Below are 18,093 nucleotides of genomic sequence, written 5' to 3'. Positions count from 1 at the left end.
ATGCCCTCTAATGCTTCACTAAAGCTAAGGCTAAAACAATGGCTTAGCTGGATCCACAAGCGCAGGACGGCCTGGCAATTGAAGCTTGGTATGGCTAGCAGGGGTTTGAGCAACCAACTTTCCTTGACGAAAAACCATCAGACGTGTGGCTTTTAAACGGATGGCTTCAATTGGATCATTGGCCTGTAACAGCACCATATTGGCCTGTCCTCCTTCAACAATACCATAGCCTTGTAATCCCATAATGGCTGCAGAGTTATAACTAACAGCGTCAAAACACCATGCCATGTCTGTTCGGCTAGATAGCTGGCCGACATGCAATCCCATACTTGCGACATCCAGCATGTCTGCTCTACCCATGGAATACCATGGGTCCATCATACAGTCAGAACCAAAACCAACATTCACGCCAGCAGCCTTAAGTTCTGGCACACGGGTTTGACCACGGCGTTTGGGGTAGCTGTCATGGCGACCTTGCAACATGATGTTAACCAGTGGATTAGGAATGACGTGTAATTCGGCTTCGGCTAACAATGGCAGCAGCTTGGAAACATAATAGTTGTCCATGGAGTGCATTGACGTAAGATGAGAGCCGGCTACTCGCCCTTGCAAACCCAAGCGGAGGGTTTCACTAGCTAGGGTTTCTACATGGCGACTGTGGGGATCGTCTGACTCATCACAGTGCATATCTACCCGCAACCCGCGTTCAGCTGCCAGCTCGCATAGGATCTTTATGGATAATGTGCCCTCTTGGGCAGTGCGTTCAAAATGGGGGATTCCACCGACAACATCTATGCCCAAGTCCAGTGCTCGAATAAGATTTTCATGGGCATTCTTATCACGTAATAAACCATCTTGTGGGAAAGCAACTAGTTGAAGATCTAAATAAGGGGCTACTAAGCGACGTACTTCAAGCATCGCTGTAACACTTTTCAATTCGTTATCACACACATCTACATGGCTGCGAATAGCACCAATGCCCATTGCTACGGCAAGGTCACAATAGTGTATGGCGCGGTTAATGATATCATCCACACTTTGCTTTGGTTTTAACTCCCCCCACAATGCAATACCCTCTAACAGTGTGCCCGACATGTTCATGCGTGGTTGCCCTAGGGATAAGGTTGAATCCATATGGAAATGAGGGTCCACAAACGGCGGGCTTAAAAGCTGATCTTTGGCATCGACCACCAAGGTGGCGGAGGCTTCAATGTTAGGCTTAACAGCAACTATAATACCGTTGGAGCAAGCCACATCAATATTGCGGCGCCCATCCTGTAAACATGCATTTTTAATAACAAGGTCAAAATTCATTAGCGTTGTCCTTTGAACCACGGTGTTAGAAGAGCGCGGGGATATTCTGCACGGCGTGCAACGATCACCAAGGCAAGTATCGAAAGTATATAAGGCGCCATTAAGAAGACTTGGGAGGGCACAAACGCTCCTACCTCAGTTTGTAAGCGTACTTGAAATGCATCAAAAGCGCCAAACAAGAGAGCCCCTAATAAAGCTTTTCCTGGACGCCAACTGGCAAATATAACAAGAGCTATACAGATCCAACCACGGCCGTTGACCATGCCGAAGAAAAAAGCATCAAAAGCTGACATGGTAAGGAAGGCTCCACCTAGAGCCATGCATGCAGAACCCGCTACAATGGCCCCCATGCGCAGGCCATAGACTGACAACCCTTGTGCATCAACAGCGTTGGGGTTGTCGCCTACGGCACGTAAAGCTTGGCCTAAGGGTGTGCGGTTGTATACCCACCATACTAAAGCCACCAAAAATAGCGCCAACCAAGTCATTGCTGTTTGTTGAAATAATACCGGCCCTAAGAAAGGGATATCTGAGAGTATTGGAATATCAAGGGGTTGGAATGGTTCAATACGGGGTGGGCTGCTCACCTGGGGCAGGGCAGTGCGGTAGGTAAAATAACTCACCGAAGTAGCAAACATGGTGATGCCTAAACCTGACACGTGCTGTGACAGCCCTAATGGCACGGTTAAAATGGCGTGAATGAGGCCAAAAAAAGCCCCCGTTAAAGCGGCACAAAGTAACCCAGTCCACAAGCCCGCGCCCAGCCAAACAGCCATCCATCCCGCCATAGCGCCAGCAGCAAAAATGCCTTCAATGCCTAAGTTTAAAACACCTGATTTTTCACAAATAAGAGCGCCTAAAACGCCAAAAATTAATGGTGTTGCGATACGCAAAGCAGCGGCCCAAAAATTTTCACTGAGCAAGATTTCTAATATTTCCATTACGCAGCTCCAGAGTCTGTGGCGGATGCTTTTTTATTTGACGGCGTCATCTTAATTGTGAAACGGGCAATAAAACCACCAATTAAGACACAGATTAGCGACATGGACACCACTAAGTCAGCTAAATAGCTAGACACTCCCATGGCACGACTCATGGTATCGGCTCCCACAAATACTGAGGCTATAAATAGCGCAGCAATCACCACACCCAGAGGAGACAATCCAGCAAGCATGGCTACCACAATGCCAGTGTAGCCATATCCAGGAGATAAGTCGGTGGTTAGGTAACCGCGCAAGCCTGCTACTTCACTCACACCAGCTAACCCTGCTAGCGCGCCAGAAATAAGCGCTGCACTCATCAAAGTCCGTTTTACGCCAATGCCTGCGTGCAAAGCGGCGGCGGCATTTTCACCCACTGCTCTAAGTTTCAGCCCCCATACGCTTTTAGATAGCATTATGTGGGCTATTACAGCGGCCACCAGAGCAATGACTAAGCCATAGTGCAGGCGCATACGCGGCAGTATCTGGGGCAACAAAGCATTGTCTACCACTGGGCTAGACTGTGGCCACCCCATACCCATAGGGTCTTTTAGAGGGCCCTCGAGCATCATCTGGATAAATATTAAGATAATAAAGTTAAGTAATAGTGTGGTCACTACCTCATCTGCACCAAAACGGGTTTTTAAATAAGCTGGGCCAGCCATGCCAAGCGCTCCAGCCAACGCACCGGCAATTAAAATCATCGGAATTAAAAGCATGGGAGGGCCGTCAACCCAGCCCGTTCCTACAATTACAGCGGCCATGGCGCCTAAGTAAAGCTGCCCCTCAGCACCGATATTCCAAAGTTTAGCCCGAAATGCCAAAGTGGCAGCTAAACCAGTAAATATAAGAGGGGTTGCGCGGGTAAGCATTTCTGTAAAGGCGAACATTGAGCCAAAGATACCTTTAGCCATTTCTTGGTAAGCTTCGACTATATTGGCACCTGCAAAGGTCAAAGGTATGGCTGCAAGCAACAGCGCAAGTAGCGCAGAGGCAACTGGGACGCCAATGGTTAGGCGGCGCGAGGGAGCTTCCCTAGGTTCTATGCGAATCATGAGACTTCTCCCGCCATGAGTAATCCTATTTGTGCTCGGTTATTGCTTGGGGCCGCGTGCAACTCACCGTCATGCATGATGATAATTCGATCTGACAAAGCCAGTAACTCGTCTAGGTCTTCTGAAATTAATAATACGCCAGCACCTCGTTTACGTGCCTGTAACAGTCGTTTTCCTACTTCGCTAGCAGCTCCCATATCTAGACCTCTAGTGGGTTGATTAGCCAAAATAAGTTTTGGAGATGCTTCAAAAACCCTTGCCAGTATGAGTTTTTGGATATTTCCACCTGACAGCAAGCGTGTTTGAGCTTCAATACCGGGCCCACGAATATCATATTTTTGGCTTAAGTTTTGAGCATTTAATTTGAGTTCTTGATCACGTAAAAAGCCAAACTGCTGAATGTCACTGCTGTCCAGACGTTCAATTGCTAAGTTTTCAGCCACGCTCATCGCGCCTATAATACCATCATGATGACGGTCTTCAGGTATTCTGCCTACCCCAGATTTTAGCAGGCTAGTAGGCGTAAATTTATGTATCGGTTGGTTATCAATTGCAAGTTCACCTGAAGTGGGCTTGGTTAAACCAGAAATCACCTTGGCTAGAGTAGACTGTCCATTACCAGAAATGCCAGCAATGCCTACTATTTCGCTGGCAGACACAGTCAAATTTATACCTTCTAGGCTACTGCGAGCACTAGTACCTGCTGCACAGAGGTGAGTTAACTGAAGCACTGGTGCGCCAATCGTTAGAGGTTCGCGTGGGGTTGCTGGTGTATCAGCACCTACCATTAATTGAGAAATTATTTTCTCGTCTGCATCTTTAGTAGCAATTTCGCCTACTTTTTTTCCATGCCTTAACACTGCGATACGATGGGAAAAAGCCAGCACTTCACGTAATTTATGAGATATGAATATTACTGACAATCCATCTTTAGCCATGATGTCTATATTGGCAAACAGTGTGTCGGCTTCTTGTGGTGTTAAAACAGCTGTGGGTTCATCTAAGACTAATATGCGCGCATCACGATACAGTGCTTTGAGGATTTCTACCCGCTGACGCTCACCCACAGAGAGCTTACCTACGATAGTATCAAGGGGGGCATTTAAGCCTGTGCGATGCATGATATCTTTGATTTTTTGGCGTGCAGTGCCCATGGAACGGCGCCAGGCAAATAAATTTTCAGAGCCGAGTAAAATATTATCTATAGCAGATAAGTTTTCCGCAAGGGTAAAGTGTTGATGGACCATGCCAATACCGGCATCTAGTGCGGCTTGAGGGTGGCCTAAGGTCAAAGGCTTAAGTTGGCCTTGTGTGTTAGCGACTTGGATACTGCCAGAATCTGGCATGTAGTGGCCAAAAAGCATATTCATTAACGTGGTTTTTCCAGCACCATTTTCTCCTAGCAACGACAGAATCTCTCCACGTTTTAAGTTGATAGTGACCGACTCATTGGCCACCACTGTGCCAAATCGCTTGCTCAGTTTATTGAGAGAAAGCACCGTGTCATTGATCATAGGGAACATCCACTAGCAAGAAGGAGGGATAAAAAATCCCATTAGGTGAAACGAATCACCCAACAGGATTTTGATACACAAAACAGCCCAATATCAATTATCTGATACAGGAGTCTCATCATTGATAGTAACAACAAAGCTGCCATTGCGAATAGCAGCTTCTTTAGCTGCTATAGCAGCAACGATATTGGCAGGCACTAACGTTTTATCAATAGTAAGGGAACCACCATTATGTGCCATATAGCTATATTGGCTGTAGTCATCAGCAGTGTATGAGCCATCTGCTACTGCACTAACGGCAGTATCAATAGTAGCTTCCATATGCCAAAGGGCTGAAGCTAAAATAGTTCCAGGGTAATCGCTGGCGGTATCAATAACGTTGCCTATGGCTTTTTTACCACGTTCAACAGCTGCATCAGCTACACCAAAGCGTTCGGCATACATTACATCAGCCCCGGCATCTATCATTGCAAACGCACTTTCTTTAGCCTTTGGGGGGTCGTACCAACTATCAAGAAAGTTCACTAGAAAAGTGACATCAGAATTGACTTCACGGGCACCTGCCATAAACGCATGCATTAGCCGATTAACTTCAGGAATAGCATAGCCACCCACCATGCCAATTATATTTGACTCACTAACTGCGCCAGCAGCCATGCCTGATAAGTAGGCAGGTTCGTGGATGAAGTTATCAAATACAGAAAAGTTTGGCGCCTGTGGTGCAAAAGAAGAACCCATCAAATAGGCTGTCTCAGGATAGTCGGCAGCGACTTTACGAGCTGCGCGCTCAAGACCAAAAACTTCACCAACGATAAGGTCTACTCCTTGCTCAGCATACTCTCGCATCACGCGCTCGTAGTCTGTATTGGAGACATTTTCAGAATATACATACTCAATTTCACCACGTTTTTCAGCTGCACTAAGGGCAATATGGATGCGACTTATCCATTGTTGTTCAACCGGTAGGGTGAAAATTCCAGCCACTTTAATAGTGCCAGCAACGACTACGGCTGGTGATAATATCAAACCAAAAGCAACTGCAGCTATTAGCATGCGTGCCTTTGACACTAAATACATTAACTTCATAATACAACCCTCACATTAATTTATTTTTATTGAATGATTACTTAAGCATAAACTGACCAAGCGGTCAACTTTTCACAAAATTCTTGGGCGCTTTAGCACTATCAGCAGTGGGGGTTTCATTATTCAGTGGTGCCACTATTTTGCCTTTCTAGGTGATGAATTACATCTTCAATTTGTTCCCCCTGAAGCCGAACATGATCACGCATTAGCTGGTAAGCAGCGTCCCCTTGGGAGTTTGATATTGCTTTGAGTAGAGCATCATGTTCATCAACTGATTGAGCCATGTAGCCAGGCAAGCTGGACACATAATGCCGATATGGGAAAGTAATTATACGAGCTGTGCTGAGCTGGCTCTGCAACATTGCATTGTGTGAACCCTCAATAATCAAGTTATGAAAAACCATATTCATAGCATTGAACGTTTCTGTATCCTTTACTGCAGCGGCCTTTTGGCAAAGGGCATTGGCATCGAAGGCTTTAATAATTTGTTCATGGCGCATTCTCTTTGCTGCTTGTCTGGCAGCAAGGCCTTCAAGTTCTGCAACAACCAAAAAGGCATCAAGTAATTCAGAAATGCTCAAGGACGCCACGAGCGCTCCACGCCGGCCATTATCAGTGACTAATCGAGTTTCAACAAGTTGCCTGATTGCTTCACGCACTGGGGTTCGTGAAACACCAAATTCTTCAGCAAGTAACCTTTCAGGAAGCCGGTCTCCAGGCTTTAATTCACGTTTTATTATTCGTGCTTCAATCGCAGTTGCAATAAGCTTTGCCTTGCGCTTTTCTGTGCCGCTCATGGTGCTGTATCACCCATACCTTTGTCCATCCTTAAACCAGTCATCGTAGCCCTCTTGAGTACGGATTACGATAGATTTTTTTGTCAGATAGGCGCGCAGAGCGTCCCAACCATTTTCTTTACCGAAGCCACTATCTCTGACTCCGCCCCATACAGACCTAGGGTCATTACGATGGTGGTCATTGAGCCAGATGACGCCACCTCTGATTTTTTTTGATAATCTATGAGCCCGGCCAATATCTCGGGACCAAATGGAAACGCCAAGGCCAAAATCACCTGCATTGGCACAATTAATGGCCTCTTCATCATTGCTGACCTTAGTAAGTGATATAACGGGGCCAAAAACCTCGTCAAGAAACAAAGTGTGGTCTGCTTTAACGTCAGCAAATACCGTAGGGCGTATATAAAACCCATTAATTAACTCGCCATCAAGCTCTAAAAGATCTAGCCCAGAAATTTGTCTGGCGCCTTGGGCTTTTGCTGTCTTAATAAACGCTTTGCATCGATCAAGTGATTTGCGACAGATCACGGGACCCATTTGTGTGCTTTCGTCCATGGGGTCGCCCAGCCGTATTTGATCTGCTCTTTGAGCCAGTCTTTTGGCAAACTCATCGTAAATAGACTCGTGCACAATAATGCGAGACCCAGCAACACAGGTTTGACCAGATGCAACGAAGGCAGAAAACAAAACACCAGCAACAGCTGCATCAATATCTGCATCTTCGCAAACGACAACAGGCGTTTTGCCTCCCAGTTCCATTGTTGTCCTGATTAACCTTTTGCCCGCCACGCTTGCAACCTTTCTGCCAGTTGAAGTGCCCCCAGTAAGGTCAATGAAGTGAATGTCGTCAGCCATACAAAGAGCCTCACCTGTTGTGGCATCTCCAGTGACCACATTAACTACGCCATCTGGTAATCCAGCTTCAGTAGCAAGAGCGGCGATGACTAGCGCCGAGACAGGGGCTAGCTCGGAGGGTTTAATTACGCAGGTATTTCCTGCTGCCAGCGCAGCAGACAGCTTTTTGACCAGAATAAGTACAGGGTGGTTCCAGGGTGTCAGCAAGGCTGTTGGTCCCAATGGCTCGTATTGAGTCAAAGTGACATAATCTCCCTTGACATAGTTTGCCTCTCCCTCCAAACCTGGAGCTATACCGGCGTAATACTCTAACCATTCGGGTATACGCGACATTTGTGCATTCATTTCACGCAATGCCCGCCCTGTTATTTTGGATTCCAGCACTGCTAGCAATGAAATATTTTGCCTAATAATCTCGGCAAACGCTCTAAGGTATCTGCCCCGGTCTAGGGCATCTAATCCCGCCCAAGCGGGAAATGCAGCGCTTGCGGCAGATACGGCAGCTCGAATGTCTTCAGCATTGCCATTAGGTACGGTCGTAAATGGTATTCCCCTAGCGGGATCCAAAACGGTTATTTCAGACCCTGATGTTGAGGCGCGAAATTGGCCACCATAAAACAGGCCTTTGTTTGTTCCGGGTATCAAAAACTCTTTTACGATGCTCGACATTATCTTTCCTTCTGGTTAATAAAGTAACAACCGCTTGGTTAATACGCTATGGAGAGATTTAAATAAAAGTACCAATTTCTAAATAGTGTATACCAAATATAATATTACAGATATAAATTGGCACCTATGGATAAAATATTAAACTACTAGGCAGTATTTTAGATAATATGCTAGTGTAATATACCAAATATGTATTATTGGTATACCAAATAATAAAAGGAGAAGCGTGATGCCTGCAGATAAAACCATGAGAGCCGCGTTGTTGACCGAATATGGCGCGCCACTTGAAGTAAAAACTGTTGCGCGCCCAAGCCCCAGAGCAGGGGAAATATTGGTCAAAATTGAAGCTAGTGGAGTCTGTTTTACAGATGTGCACATTCATAGGGGGGATCACGCCTCACCCAATCCACTGCCTTTAATTATGGGGCACGAAGGGGTTGGTCAAGTGGTAGAAGTAGGCACACCTAACGGTCGGTTTAACATTGGTGACCGTGTTGGTATTGGATACGTATACAGTGCTTGTGGTCACTGTAGGGAGTGCCACACAGGGGGTGAGAACTATTGCGCTGACTTTGATGCCACGGGCTACTCAGTGAGTGGGTGCTTTGCTGAGTATGTATGCCTTCGCCAAGATTGGGCCACTGCTATTCCCAACAATGTATCTGCTATTGAAGCTGCACCTTTAATGTGTGCAGGTTCTGCAGCCTACGCTTCGTTAAAGAAATCAGGCCTTAAAGCAGGTGATACTGTGGCAATATTTGGCCTTGGTGGTTTGGGTCAATACGCAATTCAAATTGCTAAACAATCTGGCATGAGGGTCATTGCGGTCGATGTTGACCAGAATAAATTAGAGATGGCTAAAAAGCTGGGTGCTGATGAGGTAGTGGTTGCCAATATCGATTCAATTGCATTGATTAAAGCTCTTGGCGGTGCGGATGGCTGTGTTAACTTTGCGCCAGTTGGGGCTACTTGGCCTTTAATGCTGGCTGTTTGTAAACCACGAGCAAAGATTGTTTTGACAGCCGTTCCAGCCGATCAACTTGCTTTTTACGCCCACGAACTTATCGAGCGTGGACTGCAAGTGATTGGTAGCTCTGCGTCAAACCGGCAGGAAATGAGTGAACTCTTGCAACTTGCAGCAAATGGAAAAATTAAAGGCGTGATCAGTACTAGATCGCTAGATGAGGTCAATATTGCCCTTGCCGACCTGCAAGCAGGCAAGGCCGCAGGGCGAACAGTATTAGACTTCCATTAAATAAGACTACTGAAAGGCTTTATTATGGACTTAAAACTTACAGGAAAAACAGCGCTAATTACTGGCGCTTCCATGGGAATAGGAGAGCATTTAGCTAATGTGTTTGCATCTGAAGGAGTGAACTTGCACCTCACTGCAAGAAGTGCTGATAAGCTTAAACAACTCCAAACTCATATTCAAGATACCCATGGAGTTACCGTAAACTGCCATCCCTCCGACCTAACTCTCAGTGGTGCTTGTGAAGCACTGTCGGAAAGTGTAGGTAAAGTCGACATTCTTGTTAATAATGCTGGGGCTATTCCAAGTGGCACTCTTTGGGACGTGGATGAAGCCGCTTGGCGTAAAGGCTGGGATCTTAAAGTGATGGGATACATCAACTTGTGCCGGTTGTTTTATAAAAAAATGCAGGCAGCTGGAGAGGGGGTAATTATCAACAATATTGGCAATGGTGGTGAGGTATATGATCCAAAATACATCGCGGGCACCACTGGTAATGCTAGTTTGATGGCGTTTACCCGGGCTCTTGGTGGGCACAGCTTAGACGATAATATTCGTGTTGTGGGCGTCAACCCTGGCCCAGTAAATACTGATCGTATTTACAATATGCTTAAAAAACGTGCAGCAAACGACCTAGGTGATGCCAGTAAATTTACTCAGTTAGAAGCAAACTACCCACTCGGCCGCCCAGCTCATAAGCATGAAGTGTCAGATCTGATTGTTTTCTTATCATCTTTTCGGTCTGGTTATACCTCAGGGTCCATTTTTACTGTTGACGGCGGCATCGCTTCGCGTCGGTCTATCATTTGACCTATTCAAGCCTCAATCATCGTTACGACACTATAAAGCGCGTTGGTATTTTGATTCCATCCTCAAACACTGTGCTTGAGCCCTTGTCCGCGCGTCTGTTTTCCAACAACCAATCCACGGCGCATTTCTCTCGGCTTAGGGTCATTGATGTGACCCTTAACCAGCAGTCGTTCGATCAGTTCAGTATGGAGAAACAAATTGATGCGGCACAATTACTCTGTGATGCAGGTGTTGACAGTATTGTCTGGGGTGGCACGTCAGCCAGCTGGCTTGGTGCGGATCATGATGCAAGGTTGTGTGATTTGCTTGAAAACGCTACAGGCATTCCTTCAGGCAGCTGCACCCTTGAAATGAATCAACTTTTTAACGCCTGCAATGCAAAAACCTTTGGGCTGGTCACTCCCTACACCTTTGATGTTCAGCAACGCATTATGAAAAATTACGCTTCTATGGGGTTTACCTGCTTAGCTCAGAGGCATTATGGGGGTTCGATCAGTAGTGATTTTGCCGCTATTGAGGAGTATGTAATTACACAAATGGTTAGAGATGTCGCTAAAAAACGGCCTGATATTATTTTCATCATGTGCACTAATATGCGTGGGGCGAGGGTGTCTGAAAAACTCAGTGATGAGCTTGGAATTCCAGTATTTGATAGCGCAATAGTTACCTTAGAAGCGGGTCTGCGTCTAGCCGAAGCTCGTGTTTGAAATCGATTGAATAGTGGTCGCTTCTGCCCTATAGATAACGGGCTATAGTGGTGCAAAATACAGCATAAGGCCATTACATGTGCTCTATAAATGGTGCGTTTAGATTTTTCCTGAGGTCATCAAAGCTACATATAGTTCTGTTTTATAAAAGTTTTTAATTTGGCACGATAATAGCATTAGTCAATGCAGACTTCACAGAAATGATACGAAGTAAGTTTCTAAAAACACGTTATATGAAAGGCTAGCTTTCTTAAAAGATTCCAGTTTATAAGACTCAATGATTCATTGGTTTTTTTGAAGTTGGGCCATAATTCTATTGACCAACTGGTCAATTTTTGTTAAAAAGTTAGAGTAGTGTGATCCATTTATTTTCAATGCAAGTTGCACTTTAGTTGATTCTTATCACTATTTAATGATCCTAACCTAATAGGTGATGTACATGACAATAATAAAATCTGGCCTAATTCAAATGGGCCTTAAAGGTGACACTAGCATGTCACCTGAAAAAATCCGGGACCTAATGTTAGAGGCCCACGCTCCATTAATTGACAAAGCGGGTGAGGCAGGCGTACAGATACTTTGTTTTCAGGAAGTCTTTACTCAGCCCTACTTTTGCCCTAGCCAGGATAAGCGCTGGTATAGCGCGGCTGAGGCTATTCCTAACGGCCACACTACCAATTTAATGTGCGAATATGCCAAGAAGTATCAGATGGTTATTATCGTACCAATATACGAAGAAGCAATGCCTGGGGTTTACTACAATACTGCTGCAGTAATCGACGCTGACGGCACCTACCTTGGTAAGTATCGCAAAACTCATATCCCTCATGTGGGTGGTTTTTGGGAAAAATTCTTTTTTAAACCGGGCGCTTCAAATTGGCCAGTGTTCGACACAGCCTATGGCAAAGTCGGTGTTTATATTTGTTATGACAGACACTTCCCTGAGGGTTGGCGGGCATTAGCACTTAAAGGCGCGGAAATTATTTACAATCCTTCTGCCACTGTTGAAGGGATCTCCAAATACTTATGGGAACTGGAACAACCTGCATCAGCAGCTGCTAATGGTGTTTATATTGCGGCTATTAACCGAGTTGGCACAGAAGCGCCATGGAATATTGGCGAGTTTTATGGTTCCAGCTATTTCGTAAACCCTCGTGGTCAAATAGAAGCTCAAGCCAGCGCCACAGAAGATGAATTATTGATTCATGATATTGATATGGATATGGTGAGAGAAGTGCGTGATGGGTGGCAGTTCTTTCGAGACCGCCGCCCAGAAACCTATACCCCACTTACTGATTTAAATTAATGAGTGACCTGTACCAAATATAATTATAACAAGGAGCTTTTACATTGAATTTAGCCAGCACAAACACAGCGACAAATAATGTGGTCGAGGTTAAAGAGGTTTGTTTAGACTTCCACACAAAAGATGGGGTTGTTAAAGCGTTGTCTAACGTGGATTTAAGCATCAATGCTGGTGAGTTTGTTTCCTTTATTGGTCCATCTGGGTGCGGCAAGACAACCTTAATGAGGGTGTTAGCTGACCTAGAGAAACCGACCAGCGGATCAGTACTAGTCAATGGTATGTCGCCTGCTGAGGCGCGTAAACAAAGAGCTTATGGCTATGTATTCCAAGCCCCTGCACTACTGCCGTGGCGCACGGTGCAAGACAATGTGCTACTGCCGTTAGAAATTATGGGTTACAACAAGGATCAGCGGCAAAAATTGGCACAGGAATATTTACAGTTGGTAAGTTTGTCTGGCTTTGAAGCTAAATACCCTTGGCAACTTTCTGGAGGCATGCAGCAGCGTGTTTCTATTGCCCGTGCGCTGAGTGTGGAGCCTCAACTGTTGTTTATGGATGAGCCCTTTGGCGCTCTAGATGAGATCACTCGAGACCATCTAAACGACCAGTTACTGCGTTTATGGCAGCAAACTAAAAAAACTGTCGTATTTGTCACTCACTCAATACCTGAAGCTGTATTCTTATCCAGCCGCATTGTGGTGATGTCTCCAAGGCCTGGCCGTATTATCGACATTATTGATTGTAATTTACCTGCAGATAGAACCTTAGATATTCGAGAGTCGCCAGAATTTTTAGCTATTGCCCAGCGAGTGCGTGCTGGATTAGCAGCAGGGCACAATTATGACGACTAGCATCGGGCGTAAGCCTAGCTCTACCATTCCAGTAGTTACTGTGATCTTAGCTATTATCATGATTTGGTATGCGGGTGCTATAAACCTTAATAGCCCTCAAATTATTGATCGTTATGAAAAAAAGGGTATAGATTGGAGTTTTACCCAATTAGCAACCGATAGCTGGAACATGAAGCGAGCTGTATTGCCATCGCCTCACCAAATTTTAGCAGAATTAAAAACTACTATTATTGACAAAAATGTCACCTCTAAACGAAGCTTAGTGTTTCATGCAGGTATTACCTTGTCCTCCACTCTTTTGGGGTTTGTATTGGGCGCAGGCTTGGGCATTAGTTTAGCGGTGGGTATCGTTTATGTTGAGACCTTAGATAAAAGCTTGATGCCGTGGATCATCACCTCCCAAACGATACCTATACTGGCCCTGGCGCCTATGGTTATTGTGGTTTTTGGTGCCATGGGCATTAGTGGGTTGCTCCCCAAAGCACTCATATCTATGTACCTATGCTTTTTTCCTGTCGCTGTGGGTATGGTAAAGGGCTTACGCTCACCACAGCCGATGTTAGTGGATTTATTAAACACCTACAGTGCCAGTAAATGGCAGGTGTTTTGGCGTTTACGGCTGCCATCGGCAGTGCCGTTTCTGTTTGCTAGCCTTAAAGTGGCTATTGCCCTAAGTTTAGTAGGGGCTATAGTGGCCGAATTGCCCACGGGAGGGCAGGCTGGTTTGGGTGCGCGTTTACTGTCTGGTTCTTATTATGGCCAAACAAACCTCATCTGGGCGTCTTTAATTGTTGCTGCAGTAATGTCTGCCAGTTTGGTTTCTATACTGGGCATAATTGAGCGCAAAGTATGCTACCGACTCGCTGGTGGACAGGAGATTAGTAATGAACTCTAGCTCTATGTTGCATCGTTTAAGCTCGTCCTGTGGCTTAGCATTACTGCTTTCGTTGTTGGCACTTACGTTACCTTGGGCAGCCAGTTCAGCTGAAACCATGGGTGTGAATGCTTGGCAGCATTTAGATTGGTTGATCTTGTTGTTGACAGTGGCGCTATGTGCTCTGGCAGGCCTTACATTAGTCAATCAACTATTACCTAGGGCGTTTCTGGTTACTGCATTAACGCTGATAGCGCTATGGCAAGTCACCAGTGTGGTTAAACACGCCGAACTTGCAGGGCAGACACAATTTGGCTTTTGGTCGCTGGTTATTGCCATAGGCCTGTGTGTTTGGGCTAGTATGAAATTTTTAGCAACAATAAGACTTTTTGGTAATAAGGCACAAGGGTTCATTAACTTAATGATTCCAGCCTTATTAGGTGCATGGTTTATCAGTTTATGGGAGCTTGCAGCCATAGGCTTTGCTATCCCTCATGTACTGTTACCCGCTCCAAGTGTGGTGGGAGAAGCCATTGTTTCATCTATTCCTACTTTGGCTGCAGACTTCAACCAAACAGTCATTAAAGCAGTTATTCCAGGCTTTTTATTAGGTAACTTTGTTGGCTTTAGCGTTGCTGTGGTGGCTGATAAAATACCTTTTCTGCGGCGTGGTTTATTGCCCGTGGGTAACCTCGTTAGTGCTATTCCAATAGTAGGTATTGCACCCATTATGGTGATGTGGTTTGGTTTTGACTGGCAATCTAAAGTGGCTGTTGTGGTTATTATGACTTTTTTCCCTATGCTGGTGAATACCATTGCTGGGCTGGGTGAATCCGATGCTATGGAAAAAGATCTACTGCGCTCCTATGGAGCGACCTACTGGCAAAGCTTCTTTAAGCTGCGATTACCTAACGCACTTCCGTTTGTTTTTAACGCATTAAAAATAAACTCAACACTAGCCTTAATTGGCGCCATTGTAGCTGAGTTTTTTGGTACCCCTATTGTGGGAATGGGGTTCCGTATATCTACCGAAGTAGGACGTATGAATATTGAAATGGTGTGGGCATCTATTGCCGTTGCAGCTTTGGCTGGGTCAACATTTTATGGTGTTTTAGCTTTGTTAGAAAGGCGGGTCACCTTTTGGCACGCATCTTTCAGGAAGGCCCATCATTAATTAAAAAGTAGTTTTTATTAAGTAGGATGATGATTGAATATGCTCTTTTAGAGTAACGTTTATAAACCGTTGGAGGTAAAGTAATGAAAAATAAGTACAAGATAAGCAGTTTAATAGCTGGGCTAACCCTCGCTGCATCAAGCAGCTTAGTGCACGCGGCAGATGATGTAACCCTGCAGCTTAAGTGGGTAACACAAGCCCAGTTCGCCGGCTACTTTGTAGCCCAGGATCAAGGTTTTTATGATGCAGAAGACCTTAACGTAACGATTAAGCCAGGTGGGCCAGATGTGGCTCCCCCACAGGTGATTGCCGGTGGTGGTGCAGACGTAGTGGTAGACTGGATGCCTTCGGCCCTAGCGTCCAGGGAAAAAGGTTTAGCGCTAGTTAATATTGCGCAGCCATTTAAAAACTCAGGCATGATGCTCACGTGTCGTAAAGACAGTGGCATCACCTCGCCAGCCGACCTAAAAGATAAAACATTAGGGGTTTGGTTTTATGGTAACGAGTATCCATTCTTAAGCTGGATGGGTAAGTTGGGTTTAGCTATTGATGGCAGCGCCGGCGGTGTTAGTGTACTAAAACAAGGCTTCAACGTAGATCCTATTTTGCAAAAACAAGCAGAATGTGTGTCTACTATGACTTATAACGAGTACTGGCAAATTATTGATGCCGGGTTGGATGCCGATGAATTGGTAAACTTCAAGTATGAAGACCAAGGCGTAGCAACTTTAGAAGATGGTTTGTATGTGCTTGAAAAGAACCTAGCAGATGCTGCCTTCGTTGATAAGATGGCTCGTTTTGTTCGTGCCTCCATGAAAGGCTGGGAATGGGCTAGAGCTAATCCTGATGCCGCTGCTGATATCGTTTTAGAAAACGATGAAACGGGTGCGCAAACAGAAGAGCATCAGCGTCGTATGATGGCTGAGGTTAATAAGCTCACTATGAATGGTGGTAAGTTATCGACAGCTGACTATCAGCGCACTGTTGAGACCTTAATGAATGGGGGTTCTGACCCAGTAATATCCTCTATGCCAAAAGGTGCTTGGACTCACCAAGTTTGGGATGCTGCTTTTTAAGCGATTAGCTTAACTTGCAAACCAATGAGGGGGTTGTTTTAGATATTCCTATAATAGCCTCCTCAGTATTAATTTGTTAATAAAATTTTACCAAAGGGTCAATTAGTTCTTGACCATTTGGTAAAACATTGTTAAAAATGAAGTAAGAACCGTTATTCTAATTACTTGTTAGTGAGTATCGCTTAAATAACAACAACAACTAACTTAGTGAAGGGCCTATTTAATGTCCACCATTAAGTGTTAAAGATTAAGGAGTTTTACTATGTCTTTATTAATTAAAGGTGGCACAGTTGTTACTGCTGACCAAAGCTTTATGGCCGATGTTTACTGTGTTGATGGCAAAATAGCCAAAGTTGGTGCAGATCTTACTGTTCCTGGGGGTACTGAAGTTATTGATGCAGCAGGCCAATATGTGATGCCAGGTGGTATTGACCCACACACTCATATGCAACTGCCGTTTATGGGCACTGTAGCTAGTGAAGACTTCTACTCAGGCACTGCCGCCGGGCTTGCTGGTGGCACCACCTGTATTATCGATTTTGTTATCCCAGCCCCAGGGACTTCGCTCATGTCAGCGTTTCATCAATGGCGCGAATGGGCTGAAAAATCGGTATCTGATTATGCGTTTCATGTGGCTGTCACATGGTGGGACGAAAGTGTTGCGCAAGACATGGAAACCTTAGTAAAAGAGCATGGTGTTAATAGTTTTAAGCATTTTATGGCCTACAAAGGCGCCATCATGGCTGATGATGAGATTTTGGTTAACAGTTTCAGCAAAGCGTGGGATTTAGGTGCGTTGCCTACAGTGCATGCTGAAAATGGAGAGCTGGTGTATCAGCTACAGAAAAAGCTGTTGGCTATGGGTATTACCGGCCCAGAAGGCCATCCACAGTCTAGGCCTCCAGAAGTAGAGGGAGAAGCGGCTAATCGAGCAATCCGTATTGCCCAAGCCTTAAAGACACCTGTGTACCTGGTCCATGTATCCACAGAAGAGGCCCTAGATTCGGTCACTCGAGCACGAAGCGAAGGTCAGCGAGTGTTTGGTGAAGTACTAGCTGGCCACCTTTTGATTGATGACTCGGTATACAAAAATAAAGACTTTGACGTGGCTGCTGCCCATGTCATGAGCCCTCCTTTTAGGCCTAAAAAAGCCCAAGATGCCCTATGGAAAGGGCTTCAATCGGGTAATTTGCAAACCACTGCCACAGATCACTGCTGTTTCTGTGCAGACCAAAAGGCGGCGGGTAAAGATGATTTCACTAAAATTCCTAATGGCACTGGTGGCGTAGAAAATCGCATGGAGGTGTTGTGGAATGCTGGGGTTAATACAGGGCGTTTAACCATGAATGAGTTTGTTAAAGTAACCTCCACTAATGCAGCACAAATTTTTAATATGTACCCACGCAAGGGTGCTATTGCTGAGGGTTCTGACGCAGACATTGTTGTGTGGGACCCTAAGGGCAAGAAAACCATTTCAGCTAAAACTCACCATCAAAATGTGGATTACAACATTTTTGAAGGCATGGAAGTGACGGGCATTCCTTCCCACACTATTAGTCAGGGTAAGCTTGTGTATTGCAACGGCAAGCTCAACGTAGTGCGTGGGGCAGGTAATTACATCAAACGACCGCCTTTTGCGCCTTATTTTGACGCTATTGGAAAAATGCGAGATATGGATCCGCCATTCTCCGTCGACCGAGATAGCTAAACCAAAATTGTAGAACGGATTACTTTCTGGGCTCCCATATGGCAGCCCATTAGCAATGCTTTGGC

Annotated in this window: 16 protein-coding genes; 9 read left to right on the top strand and 7 right to left on the bottom strand. The window is 45.3% G+C overall.

The window, feature by feature from the left end; genetic code table 11:
- Positions 1-30: 30 nt before the first annotated feature.
- The 7 genes from ABXT60_RS10990 to ABXT60_RS10960 all read right to left on the bottom strand — a co-directional run bounded on the left by ABXT60_RS10990 (position 31) and on the right by ABXT60_RS10960 (position 8,270).
- Complete coding sequence (locus ABXT60_RS10990; RefSeq protein WP_443630190.1) at positions 31-1,314, bottom strand: amidohydrolase family protein; 1,284 nt, start codon at positions 1,312-1,314, stop codon at positions 31-33.
- A complete protein-coding gene (locus ABXT60_RS10985; RefSeq protein WP_443630189.1) occupies positions 1,314-2,255 on the bottom strand; it encodes an ABC transporter permease in 942 nt (313 codons plus the stop codon). The genes ABXT60_RS10990 and ABXT60_RS10985 overlap by 1 nt, the downstream gene beginning before the upstream one ends.
- The gene (locus ABXT60_RS10980) at positions 2,255-3,349 is read right to left on the bottom strand and encodes an ABC transporter permease (protein WP_443630188.1); all 1,095 of its coding nucleotides are present in this window, start codon (positions 3,347-3,349) and stop codon (positions 2,255-2,257) included. The genes ABXT60_RS10985 and ABXT60_RS10980 overlap by 1 nt, the downstream gene beginning before the upstream one ends.
- Positions 3,346-4,863 (bottom strand): ABC transporter ATP-binding protein, encoded by a 1,518-nt coding sequence (locus ABXT60_RS10975; RefSeq protein WP_443630187.1) that lies wholly within the window; start codon positions 4,861-4,863, stop codon positions 3,346-3,348. Before ABXT60_RS10975 ends, ABXT60_RS10980 begins: the two co-directional genes overlap by 4 nt.
- A 93-nt stretch (positions 4,864-4,956) precedes the next feature.
- The gene (locus ABXT60_RS10970) at positions 4,957-5,949 is read right to left on the bottom strand and encodes a BMP family protein (RefSeq protein WP_443630186.1); all 993 of its coding nucleotides are present in this window, start codon (positions 5,947-5,949) and stop codon (positions 4,957-4,959) included.
- Positions 5,950-6,068: 119 nt separating this feature from the next.
- A complete protein-coding gene (locus ABXT60_RS10965) occupies positions 6,069-6,746 on the bottom strand; it encodes a GntR family transcriptional regulator (protein ID WP_443630185.1) in 678 nt (225 codons plus the stop codon).
- 9 nt (positions 6,747-6,755) lie between these two features.
- The gene (locus ABXT60_RS10960) at positions 6,756-8,270 is read right to left on the bottom strand and encodes an aldehyde dehydrogenase family protein (protein WP_443630184.1); all 1,515 of its coding nucleotides are present in this window, start codon (positions 8,268-8,270) and stop codon (positions 6,756-6,758) included.
- 229 nt (positions 8,271-8,499) lie between these two features.
- On the opposite strand from ABXT60_RS10960, the gene ABXT60_RS10955 reads away from it, so the two are divergent.
- The 9 genes from ABXT60_RS10955 to hydA all read left to right on the top strand — a co-directional run bounded on the left by ABXT60_RS10955 (position 8,500) and on the right by hydA (position 18,028).
- Entirely contained in the window at positions 8,500-9,525 is a 1,026-nt protein-coding gene (locus tag ABXT60_RS10955; protein ID WP_443630183.1) for an alcohol dehydrogenase catalytic domain-containing protein, read from the top strand.
- Between the two features lie 24 nt (positions 9,526-9,549).
- Entirely contained in the window at positions 9,550-10,332 is a 783-nt protein-coding gene (locus ABXT60_RS10950) for an SDR family oxidoreductase (RefSeq protein WP_443630182.1), read from the top strand.
- Complete coding sequence (locus ABXT60_RS10945) at positions 10,329-11,039, top strand: maleate cis-trans isomerase family protein (RefSeq protein ID WP_443630181.1); 711 nt, start codon at positions 10,329-10,331, stop codon at positions 11,037-11,039. The genes ABXT60_RS10950 and ABXT60_RS10945 overlap by 4 nt, the downstream gene beginning before the upstream one ends.
- A gap of 439 nt (positions 11,040-11,478) precedes the next feature.
- On the top strand, positions 11,479-12,345 hold the full coding sequence (locus ABXT60_RS10940; protein WP_443630180.1) for a nitrilase-related carbon-nitrogen hydrolase: 867 nt from the start codon (positions 11,479-11,481) through the stop codon (positions 12,343-12,345).
- Between the two features lie 44 nt (positions 12,346-12,389).
- Positions 12,390-13,196, top strand: a complete 807-nt coding sequence (locus ABXT60_RS10935) for an ABC transporter ATP-binding protein (RefSeq protein WP_443630179.1) — start codon at positions 12,390-12,392, stop codon at positions 13,194-13,196.
- Positions 13,186-14,091 carry an ABC transporter permease gene (locus tag ABXT60_RS10930; protein WP_443630178.1) on the top strand — a complete coding sequence of 302 codons (906 nt, stop codon included), beginning with the start codon at positions 13,186-13,188 and terminating at the stop codon, positions 14,089-14,091. The genes ABXT60_RS10935 and ABXT60_RS10930 overlap by 11 nt, the downstream gene beginning before the upstream one ends.
- Positions 14,081-15,244: an ABC transporter permease gene (locus ABXT60_RS10925; protein WP_443630177.1), complete on the top strand. Its 1,164-nt coding sequence runs from the start codon at positions 14,081-14,083 to the stop codon at positions 15,242-15,244. The genes ABXT60_RS10930 and ABXT60_RS10925 overlap by 11 nt, the downstream gene beginning before the upstream one ends.
- A gap of 83 nt (positions 15,245-15,327) precedes the next feature.
- On the top strand, positions 15,328-16,320 hold the full coding sequence (locus tag ABXT60_RS10920; protein ID WP_046481958.1) for an ABC transporter substrate-binding protein: 993 nt from the start codon (positions 15,328-15,330) through the stop codon (positions 16,318-16,320).
- A gap of 262 nt (positions 16,321-16,582) precedes the next feature.
- A complete protein-coding gene (gene hydA, locus ABXT60_RS10915; RefSeq protein ID WP_443630176.1) occupies positions 16,583-18,028 on the top strand; it encodes a dihydropyrimidinase in 1,446 nt (481 codons plus the stop codon).
- The last annotated feature ends 65 nt before the right edge of the window (positions 18,029-18,093 follow it).

Source organism: Candidatus Njordibacter sp. Uisw_056, from assembly GCF_047730085.1.
Lineage (GTDB): Bacteria > Pseudomonadota > Gammaproteobacteria > Pseudomonadales > Balneatricaceae > Njordibacter.
This window is presented reverse-complemented; position numbering and strand designations above follow the sequence as displayed.